Origin of the sequence: Paenibacillus periandrae, from assembly GCF_022458865.1 — a bacterium.
Lineage (GTDB): Bacteria > Bacillota > Bacilli > Paenibacillales > NBRC-103111 > Paenibacillus_S > Paenibacillus_S periandrae.
Genome location: NZ_JAJNMU010000037.1, coordinates 64950 through 76333, shown reverse-complemented (window position 1 = coordinate 76333; position 11384 = coordinate 64950). Strand labels below are relative to the sequence as shown.

Genomic DNA, 11384 nt, shown 5'->3' with positions numbered 1-11384 from the left:
GTCCGGTGACGGATGAAGAGAACTCACTCCTGAAGATGAGGAACTGACGAAGGAAAGCCGTGTGCGGGAAATCCGCATGCACGGTTTGACGGGGAGTCCGAGGGAGTAATCCCTCGTCTTACCCTACCACGTATTGGCAAATGATCCAATAAATATAGCTTAGCGTACGTTATCCGCGTTTTGGCGGGACCCCAATTATTAATCAAATTAGCCTTGCAATGTTCTTGCTTCAATAATTGTAAAGTGAGCAGTACGTTCCTTTATTAACCAAGTTCCGTTTTGACGTACATATATATCATCATATTTTACACTATAGTCAGTGATAACTTCTTTGCCATCTTCGTCTCTCACCATTTTCATTTGAGAGTATGAAACACCTGTTGCAGTATCGCCATCCACTTTCACAACGTGTTGTGCGTTAATGGAGAAATAACGTTTTACAAGAGAAGCGTGACCATTAAACTCCTCTTCTAATTGTTTTGTTCCTGAAACTTCAGACACCAATTGAGCACCGAAGTAAACCTTATATTTATAATCCGGCGTAAGTAAAAGCATTTGTTCTGAAATCTTTTTTTCATCTCCTAAATTTGAATAAGCATCTACTAATTCTCTTAATTCTAATTTTGCTTGTAAAATTTCTAACGACATAGATTTTATCCTCCTTTAATTTCTGAACCAAACTGTATAAAATAATCCAAGAAAAAATAGCTCAATCAAGAAGAGCAAGTATGGCATTTTGATTAACATTGGTGTAGTCAGTATTTTGCCCCGTTATCGGTATTGGTATTACTGCTTTCTCAACCTTTGAACGGTCATGTCTTTCCTTCATCGTTACGGAAAGTCCTATAGCAGAAATGGTTATTGCACTTGCGATGATCAACGTGATTGCGGTAATTTTGCGACTTCATTGAGAGAGCCTGTGTGCTAGGCACTCTGTACTTTTTTGGAGAGGTAGACCTGAGTTGATGCGACTGGTCGTTGTATTTAATTGATTAGAATACGACGGTTTCAGGAGTAACGCCTTTTGGATACTCTTCTTCCCAGACTTTTTTCTCCGTATAGGCTTGGTACCACATGTTTGCAATAACATCAGGATCATCAAATGTACCCGCCCCTGGTTCCTTAATAAACAAACCTAAAGATCGGTGACCAACAAAAATACCTTTCGACGAAAGTTCAGTATGAAGATTGGTAATATAATTGCGCAAACCCGACATTGCTATACCGATATTCCCCATCATGGGAACGGGATACAGGGAGGATAATCCTGTTGTAAACAGCAAGGATCCTTCCTTCTGAGTCAACATATCCGGCAAAACGGCATTGACGACATTAATGGCGCTGACAATATAGCCTTCAAATTGATCCCTTGCATTCTCCGCCGTCAATTCCAATACAGAAGTCGGAGGGAAATTACCCGGTATAGGGCTGAATTCCAGCACATCAATATGGCCATACTTTTCTATAATTCCGGCAATCGCCTGTTCAATTTGTTCTTTGCTGTAAATATCAGCTGTAAAATAAGAAGCTTCGATACCAACGACATTTAGTTCGTCTACCATCTCTTGAAGCTTTACAGCATTTCGTGCTACTAATGCAACTTGAAAGCCTTCCTTACCGAAGCGCTTGGCCAAGGACAATCCGAATCCCTTACCTGCTCCAATTATCGCTAATGTTTTCATACGGTTTATCTCCTTTTTGAATTGATGAGGTTTTATTGTGTTTGACGTTTTTAATTGTAGATCGTAGAATTAAATCATTCAATGGTTGATATTCAGTGATATGACAATTAATAATCATATCATCTTGATTTGACCATTATCTTTATGGATGGAGAGTTTACAAATGGGTAAAAAAAAGGTAGATCTGCGTATTCTAAAAACAAGGAAAGCCATTAAAGAAGCTTTCTTGACGCTAGTTCAAACGAAAGGCTACGAACGGATAACAGTACAAGACATTGCCTACGAAGCCATGATAAATCGAAACACTTTTTATTTACACTATGTGGACAAACCTGATTTGATGGAGAATTTATCTCAGGAAAGCATGGAAAAATTAAATGTTTGCTTTAACATGGATATTAAAGATAAAGATATCCAAGCAATAGATAAGGAAATGTTTATCTCAAGCTTAGTCGAAATGTTTAAAGCTATAGAAGCCGACATTGTTTTCTTTAGAACGATGCTTAGTCAGAATGGTCCTCACTTCTCAACCCATTTAAAAGAAGCTTTAAAAGATTTTATTCTTTCCGGTATTGGTGATCATGATCATAATCAAAAAATGAAAGTCGGATTGGAGTACATGATTTCAGGGTTAGTAGGCGTGATTTGTATGTGGATTTCGGATCCGGAGCATTTTGTAGTTGAAGAGGTTATCGAACATTTGAGCGAAATTCATTTTAATAACGTATTGGACTTGTTAAAAAACTTTAACGGCAACGCCTTGGGAGATACCTTACGAACGGATACGATAGTGTAATGGTTTTGACTGGAGCAGGCGTCGCGGCGACCTGCTCCTGATCATTCAAGTAAACATTCCTGTTAAGGCTAAGAAATCGCCTTTGTCAAAAAAAGGAGCGCCTCGGTATGATGGGTTTGTCCACGGGTTCGAAACCCAACACCATCTAGGAGGCGCTCTTACTATGAAGTTTAAACAAACAGAAGGACAAAATCAACGAATAGAACGAATTAGCACATCTCATCTTGTTGTAGGTATCGACATAGCCAAAGAGACTCATGTGGCACAAGCTACGAATTATCGTGGGATTGTGCTCTCGAATCGACATCTCTCGTTTAATAACACCGTAGAAGGGTTTGAAAAACTGCAACGATGGGTAGAAGGACTTCAGAAAAAGCATCGTTTGAACTCGCCGTTTGGGATAATATGACCGACAAACATCCGATTTCGAACGAAGTTATGTTTCAATAGGGTTGAGAGAGAAGAATACTGGAGCGGCTTCGGGCTGCTCCAGTATTTTTTTTGCCTATAAATCGGGCTCTCCGCCAAGTGGGTGCGCAGGCTTCGACGCGAAACGCCGCTTGTCGGAGGGTCAACGAACGGGAACGGAAACTCACGGCTTCGCCAGTTTGCGCACATACCATTTGGCAACAGCCGTTTCGCTCGTTCCGCGCGGGAACGTAACGAGGCTGCTGACCGTGATGCGATATAAGCCGGGTTCGGCGGGAAGCGGTACGACCGTTTCGAACCGACTATCCTGGATCGGGACAGACGCGGTGCTGCTAACCGTCTGCGGGTCATCGTCTTTTGCGACTTTCACCGTCAAGGAGCCGACGGTTTGAGCGGCAACCGTGCCGCTGACCGTAAACGTATCGGCGGCTGTTTCCGCGTAAGCTTGTTCGGGGGAAACCTGCTGCAGGCGGGTGAAGTTGCCCGAAACGGCGGACGTGTCCACAAGCGGATTGACGTTCCGATGCGTCAGCTCGAACGTAAACTGTTTGAGATAAAGCATTCGTCCGCCGATTCCGACGGTTATTTCGATCTCATTGGTGCCGATATTGGCGGGAGCCACGCTTCCGAACGAATATTTGTACGGATTGTTTGCGTTGTTGGCGTCCAGACCGCCTCCGGAGAAGGAGCCGACTGCGCTTCCGCCGTTTATCCGGTTAATCGCCCGGATGCCCGGGATCTCGTATTGACCGGATATGTCACCAAACATTTTGGCGGCGTACATGTACGTATCGGAGCTTTCCGGGAGGCCGTAATCTTCCACGACGAACGGATGGTATGTAAGATCCAGTATACGCGAATCCGGATTCCAGACGGATGCATAGCCGAGCAAGCCTTTCAGGCTTGTTTCGTGCACATACATGACGCCGTTCGTCACGATCGGCGGCTCATACAGCTCGAACGGACTGATCGTTGCGCCTAGCCAATACCGATTCACAGACTTCTCGCCTGCACGAAAATCAATTGTGTTACCGTCCGCCGTCAGCTCAACGGTTCCGTTCGAAACCGCTTCGGCTTCATAGCCGAGCTGGCCGGCTAACCATTCGATGGACAAGTACGGCCGTCCATTTACGACGATCCCGACATTGATGCCGTTGTAGGATACCGCGTCGTCCGTTATGGCAATGCCTTCGACACGGATCGGGTCAAGCTCGCGAGCAACCAAATAGCCTTCCAGCGATTGCTGTTTCGCGGCTCCGGCATCCGACTTGAAAGACAGCTTGCGCGTCTGAGGAGACCAATCCAGCTTACCGAACGCAGCAAGGTCGTTCATAACGATAGCGGTTCTGCCGTCGATGTTGAACGAGCGGATCGGCTTGTCGGCGTACTTGGCGGCGATGTCGGTGAACAGCACCGGGCCGAGCTTGCGGCCGACGGATGAGGGGGCGGCTGATTCAGCTTCGTGAGGCCGAATTTGTTTGCCGGCAACGGGGATGATCACGACCTCTTTGTGCTGGGGCACCCAGGCGACATCGAATCCGTAGTCGCGCAAATCTTCGGCGACGATCGCCGTCAAACCGTCGATGTTCATCGACCGGATTACGCTCCCGTTCACTTCGGCGACAATATCGGTAGAAAGCACGTCGCCGACGACATCGCCGATATGAATGGAAGCGGCGGCGGTTGCACTCGCGCTAAGGACGGCTGTTGCCGCCATGACGTTCATCGCGATGCCGACAGCGAGTTTTCTGCTAAACGGAATAGTCAACTGTTCTCAGCTCCTGTTCGGGTTCTACCTAATAAGACGTAACCATCGCGCAAAAGTTACCATATGTAATAAAATTCCATTTATTTAACGATACGTACGCTATCAATTGAAGTCTGCACCCGAAAGGATATGGCAAAAAAAACTACGGCTGACTAATTAACGTACAATATTTGGATTCAGCCTCTTGAAGATACTTTTGCGGGTCTCGTCGGAAGCGACGGCGCTTCGTTGTTTCTTCCAAACGGTTAGACCATCGAATGCGTTCTTCTCGGAACGATCCACATCCCCAGCATGTCTTTATTGCCATCAAGGTCGATGCCGATGACCATATACGCCGCTTTGTGAACGATGGCTCCGTCTTGACTTCAATGACCCAGCGGCAGTATTGGACTTATTGTAGGGTGACATCACACACGCAAGTTTCTCATATATGCTTTTCAAAAGTGGCCTAACGGTTTTCCGAAACATAATCCGAATGTGCGTATTTACCGTTCCAAGGATTTTCAACAACGATACGATCAGGCTGATCGAATACAAGAAAACCGGTCGGAATCCTTTGTTCGCCGCCTTGACCTGAAGGTGTGGTCACAAGCTCGCCGTTAAGGACCAGCTCGGAAGAGGCTCCTCCATCCAGAAGACCTGCAGTAACAACATCCTGCTTCAAAAACAGAGCCTGAATATCTTTTAATGTCGCTCCGATGCTTGCCTGCTGCCTGCCGTCGATCACGATGAAAATCACGGTTCCGTCCGCCTTTTGTCCGACCGCCGTTCGTGGAGCGAGTCCCCAGTCCATTGCGCTCCCCGATATCAAAGGACGTCCACCGGAGATAATCTGTGGAAAAGACGTTACGGCTTCTTTGATGCGCATTTTTGTAAGCTCCTCCATTGAGTAGGAGCCGATCAGCAAATTGCCTGTATCGGTAAACCCGATAATATGCTGCTTAGCCTCCTTATCGACAAAAAACGGTTTTGCTTCCGACACCACCAGCCCTATAGGTAAAAATCCGCTGCCCATTCCTTCGGGATTTTCGTATAGACCACCATTCACACCGGCAATCGCTCCTGTACGTTTCACCATCCCTGTTACCCGTTCGCCCGTTTCTGGTTCGGATGTGACTACGACCCGAATGGATTTCGGATCGGATACGAACATCATCTTGCCCCTCCAATTATCCCCTGAAATATTTTCGACTCTCACCAATTCCTTTTTGTTTTTTTGATCAGATGGGGGCTGTTCCGTGTGAGCGGCGATATTTGTACCGATAGAGCCAATAAAGACAGATTTCCAATGGGGAAAGCTCATGGTCATGACAACCGCAATTGCGGCCACGATGCCGCTGACCCAAATTCGGCGGGTATGGCGGGAAGCGCGGGTTTTCACTCTTTTTTCCACGGCAAGCATGGAACGGCTCGTGAACGTTTTTTGTTGAAATGGTCCCTTCTCAAGTCGACGGTACCAATCCGGTTTACACGGTTCCATATTCCACTTCCTCCTTTAACGTATTGCTTATTTTGGCGCGCGCTCTGTACAGCCGGGACTTAACCGCCCCTTCGCTAATGCCGAGAAGATGGGCGATTTCCTTAAGAGTCATGTCGTAACGAGCTTCCAGCACCAATACTTCCCGATACTTTTGCGGAAGTCGCATGATGATGTTCCAAAGATTATCCGTTACGATATGATCCAGTGCTTGCTGTTCGGCAGATAATACCGTCCCACGGAGGCGAACAAAGCCGACCGGCATCACTTTGCGGAAAAATGCCGAACGCCGGTAGTTAAACGCCGCATTGCGCGTGATGGAAAGAAGCCAGGTTTTTACACTGGAATCCCCGCGAAATCGGTCGATATGCATATACGCCCTGACAAAAACATCCTGGGCAATATCGTCTGCTGCTTCATGCCGCCTGGTGATCAAATACGCATAATTCCAAATATCTTGTCCATAGGTCTGCATCAGCTCCCGTAATGTAAAGTCGTCCATCCTTGTCATAAACTTCAAAACTTCTTCCACAATCGCATTCACCTCTAACCAATTAGAAACGTCTACTCGGTAAAAAGTTTCATTTGTAACCCAAAAAACGGTTTTGGTGCAACAATTGCAACTGATCAAAGATATCCACGATTATATGGTTTGATTATGCTGTCAAACCAAACAATTTATTGATAAATTTAACTGTAGAAAGGACAGACGAATGAAAGCATTCGACCTGTCCTTTCTTTATCATATGCATGACTTCGATTCCGGCAATTGTTTTCTCTGCCGTACTGAAAGACTTGAATCCCAGCATTGGTTTAATGATTTTCTTTATGAATCGATGATCTTGTTCAATAATATTGTTCAGATATTTCTGTTGTCGTAGTAATGTTTCTTGATTCATAGCTTTCTCGTCCTTCAATTGCTGAACTGCGGTAGGATAGGCTGGATTTTTATCGACGGTGATCACGCGCGGCGCTTGATTGTGTGGTGAAGTCATCGCTTTCTTGAAGAATCGTCTGGCCGCGTGAGCATCTCGATTTTCAGACAACATGAAATCAATCGTATTTCCTTTTGAATCCACTGCCCTATAAAGATATTTCCATTGTCCTTTGACTTTGACATAGGTTTCATCCGTTCGGTAGGAATCATTAGTCGGTTTTAGAAAGGGACGAATTCGCTTGTCTAATTCCGGCCCAAACTGGTGAACCCATCGCATGATGGTTGTATGGGCCATATATAGTCCCCGTTCTTCCATCATCTCGACTAGATTACGATAACTAAGACTATATTTCAAATACCAGCTTACCGTTAGCAAGATAATCTCCGATTCATATTGCTTCCACTTAAACAAAACTAATTCCGTTTCCAACATAATTGCCCCATCTCATGACTTCATTTCAATCATGCTATCATGAATTCGAGTGTTGCACCACAACCTCTTCGGGTGATGGAGTAGAATCTCCGCTCGGATGGTTGTGTCCGCACAGTATGGAGACACTGCATCTTTTTAGCGCAGCTCGAAATACTTCACGTGGATGCACTATAGCAGCGTTAAGACTACCGATAGAAATGATCTCCTTGAAAATTACACGATTCTTTGTATTAAGAAACAAACATGTGAAATGCTCCTTGTTCAAATATCTGAAATCAGGCTCCAGAAGTTCAAACGCATCTTTAGGACTGCGAATGATAGGGTTATCTTGTGTTGGAATTGTAAGTTTAGTTGCTAACTTCAACATGGCAGTAATCTGTCGTGCCTTGCTCACGCCTATCCCCTTTATCCTGATTAACTGTTGCTCTGATACATCCATTAACTCTGTCGTTGTCGGGAACTGATCAAATAACTGCTGGATAAGATAGCTATCTGGACGTTCCCTTAATGATTCTGATATCAGCCGTTTCAATTCTTCATTGTAATAATCGTTCATAATATACTCCTCCTGATTTAATGGTTGGAAAAACAAAGAGCCGGACACGTTTTGAATGTGTCCGGCATTTGCATGTTTAGCCTCTCGCGAGGACTACCTAACAAGCCGAGGTATCAAGGATATAATATAGATTTCATTCGATTGATATTACGAGTTTCAATAGGGTCTACGTCTCATTTTCGTAGTTCCAAAAAAGGAAAATGACGGAAGATGTCGAATTAATCCTATAATCACATGCAGGTGTGTATTCTGTAATAGCAGAGGTGAAGTTGTGCAGAACATACTAAATTTAAAATTGCGAGAAAAAGCAGGATCGGACTCATACAATCGCTTTGAGTATCAAGCGCATTGGATTCTGTATCATATGTTAGACAATGTTCAAAACAAAAAGCCGTTTTTAATATATTGTGAGTTCCATGATGATATGGCAGAAAGTGAGCATAGTCCTTCGCCTACTGGTATGAACTTTTATCAAGTAAAAACAACTAATACGAAAGAGCAATGGACACTAGGTTCTCTTTTTCAAAAATCAAAGAGAACAGATGGCAGTTATAAAAACTCCTTTCTTGGATTTATTTTTTATAACTTCGAAAAGTTTTCTAATGAATGTAGCAGTTGTCATTTTATTTCTAATGCAGATTTTGATGATGAAGTCTTAGAATGGCAATCAGTAGTTAAAGATCGGAAAGAATTGAAGCATGAAAACCTAACATTGTATACGAAAATTAAAAATTACGTTAAATTAGAATACCCAGTAATGCCGCAGCATGATTTTGACACTGTATTTGATAGATTTATTCAAAATACATTTTTTAACAAAAGCCCTTTATCATTGGAGGGGCATGTCGATCAAGTCAAAGGTGTCTTCTTTGAAATAGCCAGTCGATACAATTTAGATATAAAGAGCGGCTATTTATTGCTTACAAACATCATTGATTCCGTTAGAAAAAAAACGAGAACAATCATAAGGACACCAATAAGTTATGAAGACTTAAAAAAGAAGAAGGGAATCTCTTCCGACATATTCGATGAATTGGAAGAAAAATTCAGTTCAATTCCAAAACATAATGAGTTGTACTCTTCAATTGAAGGTCATTTGAAGGGAAATGGATTATCAAATATACAAAGTAACGCAATTTTAAGAGGTCTGAAGAAACACCATAAAAAGTTCTTAGATATCGCTGATACACTGTACCAAGATATCATTAGTGGTTTCATCCAAGAGGTCGATGAATTAGTTGATTCTAATTTTGATGTATTAGATGATTTCACCGTTAAAAATGAACTGTTGGAGAATTTGATTGAAGCTTTTCTAAAACAACACACTCATCAAGAAATAAACTCCATTGTATTGAGAGGAGTGTTTTATGAAACGATCCTATCAGAATAAAAAAATAATGACATATAAAAGGCTAATTAGAAACTTGCGCCTTAACTCTCTAAAAGAAGGTGAGTCAAATGGAGAACGACTTAACGATAAGAAAGATAATAATAATAAGTAAAACAGAAGAGTCGTCTATTGAGGTTCCCTTAACTAAAGGGTTGAATATCATTATTGGTAAAAATAAAACTGGGAAATCATCTATTATTAAAACTATTTTTCACTCATTAGGGTGTGAAATTAAATTCGATGACGACTGGGAAAAGTTAAATAAACGATCAATTATTAGTTTTAGTATCGGCAGTTCTTACTTTTTAGTTGAACGATCAGATAAAACTTACACATTGTATGCTAGTTCGGAAGATCTATCGGCAGTTTCTTATATCGGTTCGTATAGTTATTCCGAGTTCTCTACTAAATTCTTAGAGTTATTTGATATACATGTTACGTGGATTACCAAAAATGGAGATGATAAGCCTGTCGCCCCACCATATATTTTTGCATTTCAATATATTGATCAAGATAAGGGATGGCATTCAATTGCTAAGAGTTTCGATAGACTGTCATATGTGACAAATTGGGACAAACAAATAATCAAATATATAGTTGGTTATCAAAATGAGGAGTATTTCAGACTCAGGAAAGAACTGGAGAAATATAGAATATTAATCAAAGAGATTGAGTCGAAAATCAATACTGTAGAAGAATTTGTATCAAATATTTTGACAAGAGAAAGACAGAATAATCCACTAGCCTACGATAAAAACACACTGGATGATACTTTTGAGAAAAGTAAACAGATTTTAGAGCAGTTAACTTTGCTTGAAAAAGAACGAATATCATTGAGCGATCAAATAAGTCAACTGCAGAATGAAGAATATGAAAAGAAATTAGTTATTGAGGCATTAAATAGATATTCAGAGGAACTTGTGGATGATCATACATATGCTTCTAGCCTAGATGACAGTATTACTTGCCCATTTTGTGGAGTTGTTCATCTTAATGAACTTGCTGAAAAGTCAGAGTTGATTAAAGATGTTCAAACAGCAAGTAATATCCTCTTAAGTGCAACCGCTGATTTAGAGGTCTTACAAAGAGAAATAAAGTCATATCAAAATAGTTTGATTGATGTTGATTCAAATTATAATAAAATGAGAAAAGATTTGAGGTTGCTTGAGGAGAATACGAATGTAATTGATTCCTTAAAAACTGAAGGTAAAAACGATTTAATTAATACGAGTCGCTTGGAAATTGAGGGTATTAAGAACGTAAGAAATGAATATTTGGGAATTAGGGAAACAACCCAAAGTGATATTAAAGAAATCGAATCTGTAACTAGACGAAACAAAATATCGAAAGAAATTAAAGTGCTTATGAGTATATTGTTAGAAAAATTAGAGTTGTCGGGAACTAATGTGAAGCTAAGCAATTTCTTGCCTATTCTAAAGCATACTGGAAGTGAGTTGCCTCGTGTTATTTATGCATACTATATATCGCTATATTTATACAATCTAAACCGAATTGATAATCCTTTTAAATGGCTTGTTATTGATACTCCTAATCAACAAGGTCAGGATGATGAGAATTTAAGCAATATAAATAAAGCCTTGGAATTGCTCATGGATTTAAGAGGCCAAGTATTTGTGGGGACTGAAAGACTAACAGGTGTAGAGGACAAAGCGGCAAATGTATTTCGATTGAAAGACTATAAAAGATGTTTGACTAAAGATAAGTATGCAGAACATACTCAATTATTAAAGAGGCTAGATAGAAAAAAAGAAGAACTAGAACTCGGTTCTAAGAAAGACTAATTATACCTAAGTAAACTACCATAAATGCCGTTGAACAAATGTGATCGTTGAAGGTCGCCACAATAGTATAAAATCCTTCAGTTCCGTCACTACTTTACACGAAATCAAAGCAGG

General features: G+C 41.6%; 12 protein-coding genes. 4 read left to right on the top strand and 8 right to left on the bottom strand.

The window, feature by feature from the left end:
- Positions 1-207: 207 nt before the first annotated feature.
- From LRL21_RS40130 to LRL21_RS40120, 3 genes are all read right to left on the bottom strand, one after another.
- Positions 208-648, bottom strand: a complete 441-nt coding sequence (locus tag LRL21_RS40130; RefSeq protein ID WP_240421408.1) for a nuclear transport factor 2 family protein — start codon at positions 646-648, stop codon at positions 208-210.
- Between the two features lie 61 nt (positions 649-709).
- Positions 710-880: a hypothetical protein gene (locus tag LRL21_RS40125; RefSeq protein ID WP_240421407.1), complete on the bottom strand. Its 171-nt coding sequence runs from the start codon at positions 878-880 to the stop codon at positions 710-712.
- Positions 881-992: 112 nt separating this feature from the next.
- Positions 993-1682 carry an SDR family NAD(P)-dependent oxidoreductase gene (locus LRL21_RS40120; protein ID WP_240421406.1) on the bottom strand — a complete coding sequence of 230 codons (690 nt, stop codon included), beginning with the start codon at positions 1680-1682 and terminating at the stop codon, positions 993-995.
- Between the two features lie 163 nt (positions 1683-1845).
- Between LRL21_RS40120 and LRL21_RS40115 the strand changes: the two genes are divergently transcribed.
- Both LRL21_RS40115 and LRL21_RS40110 read left to right on the top strand, forming a co-directional pair.
- Positions 1846-2478 (top strand): TetR/AcrR family transcriptional regulator, encoded by a 633-nt coding sequence (locus LRL21_RS40115; RefSeq protein ID WP_240421405.1) that lies wholly within the window; start codon positions 1846-1848, stop codon positions 2476-2478.
- A 163-nt stretch (positions 2479-2641) separates the two neighbouring features.
- Positions 2642-2887 (top strand): IS110 family transposase, encoded by a 246-nt coding sequence (locus LRL21_RS40110; protein ID WP_240421404.1) that lies wholly within the window; start codon positions 2642-2644, stop codon positions 2885-2887.
- A 183-nt stretch (positions 2888-3070) separates the two neighbouring features.
- Here LRL21_RS40110 and LRL21_RS40105 read toward each other — a convergent pair whose 3' ends face one another.
- The 5 genes from LRL21_RS40105 to LRL21_RS40085 form a co-directional block, all read right to left on the bottom strand.
- Positions 3071-4675 carry a stalk domain-containing protein gene (locus LRL21_RS40105; RefSeq protein WP_240421403.1) on the bottom strand — a complete coding sequence of 535 codons (1605 nt, stop codon included), beginning with the start codon at positions 4673-4675 and terminating at the stop codon, positions 3071-3073.
- A 448-nt stretch (positions 4676-5123) separates the two neighbouring features.
- Positions 5124-6155 (bottom strand): phosphodiester glycosidase family protein, encoded by a 1032-nt coding sequence (locus LRL21_RS40100; protein ID WP_240421402.1) that lies wholly within the window; start codon positions 6153-6155, stop codon positions 5124-5126.
- Complete coding sequence (locus tag LRL21_RS40095) at positions 6142-6654, bottom strand: RNA polymerase sigma factor (RefSeq protein ID WP_240421401.1); 513 nt, start codon at positions 6652-6654, stop codon at positions 6142-6144. Before LRL21_RS40095 ends, LRL21_RS40100 begins: the two co-directional genes overlap by 14 nt.
- 154 nt (positions 6655-6808) lie before the next feature.
- Positions 6809-7522, bottom strand: coding sequence for an IS6 family transposase (locus LRL21_RS40090; RefSeq protein ID WP_420832556.1), 714 nt, complete (start codon positions 7520-7522; stop codon positions 6809-6811).
- 37 nt (positions 7523-7559) lie between these two features.
- On the bottom strand, positions 7560-8078 hold the full coding sequence (locus tag LRL21_RS40085) for a JAB domain-containing protein (RefSeq protein ID WP_240421400.1): 519 nt from the start codon (positions 8076-8078) through the stop codon (positions 7560-7562).
- Positions 8079-8373: 295 nt separating this feature from the next.
- Between LRL21_RS40085 and LRL21_RS40080 the strand changes: the two genes are divergently transcribed.
- Both LRL21_RS40080 and LRL21_RS40075 read left to right on the top strand, forming a co-directional pair.
- Entirely contained in the window at positions 8374-9468 is a 1095-nt protein-coding gene (locus LRL21_RS40080; protein ID WP_240421399.1) for a dsDNA nuclease domain-containing protein, read from the top strand.
- A gap of 68 nt (positions 9469-9536) precedes the next feature.
- A complete protein-coding gene (locus tag LRL21_RS40075) occupies positions 9537-11270 on the top strand; it encodes an SMC family protein (RefSeq protein ID WP_240421398.1) in 1734 nt (577 codons plus the stop codon).
- Positions 11271-11384: the final 114 nt, after the last annotated feature.

Bases quoted from the DNA above. Each gene is read 5' to 3' on its own strand.
- LRL21_RS40130 (WP_240421408.1), bottom strand. From the start codon at position 648: ATGTCGTTAGAAATTTTACAAGCAAAATTAGAATTAAGAGAATTAGTA.
- LRL21_RS40120 (WP_240421406.1), bottom strand. From the start codon at position 1,682: ATGAAAACATTAGCGATAATTGGAGCAGGTAAGGGATTCGGATTGTCC.
- LRL21_RS40115 (WP_240421405.1), top strand. From the start codon at position 1,846: ATGGGTAAAAAAAAGGTAGATCTGCGTATTCTAAAAACAAGGAAAGCC.
- LRL21_RS40110 (WP_240421404.1), top strand. From the start codon at position 2,642: ATGAAGTTTAAACAAACAGAAGGACAAAATCAACGAATAGAACGAATT.
- LRL21_RS40100 (WP_240421402.1), bottom strand. From the start codon at position 6,155: ATGGAACCGTGTAAACCGGATTGGTACCGTCGACTTGAGAAGGGACCA.
- LRL21_RS40095 (WP_240421401.1), bottom strand. From the start codon at position 6,654: ATGGACGACTTTACATTACGGGAGCTGATGCAGACCTATGGACAAGAT.
- LRL21_RS40090 (WP_420832556.1), bottom strand. From the start codon at position 7,522: ATGTTGGAAACGGAATTAGTTTTGTTTAAGTGGAAGCAATATGAATCG.
- LRL21_RS40085 (WP_240421400.1), bottom strand. From the start codon at position 8,078: ATGAACGATTATTACAATGAAGAATTGAAACGGCTGATATCAGAATCA.
- LRL21_RS40075 (WP_240421398.1), top strand. From the start codon at position 9,537: ATGGAGAACGACTTAACGATAAGAAAGATAATAATAATAAGTAAAACA.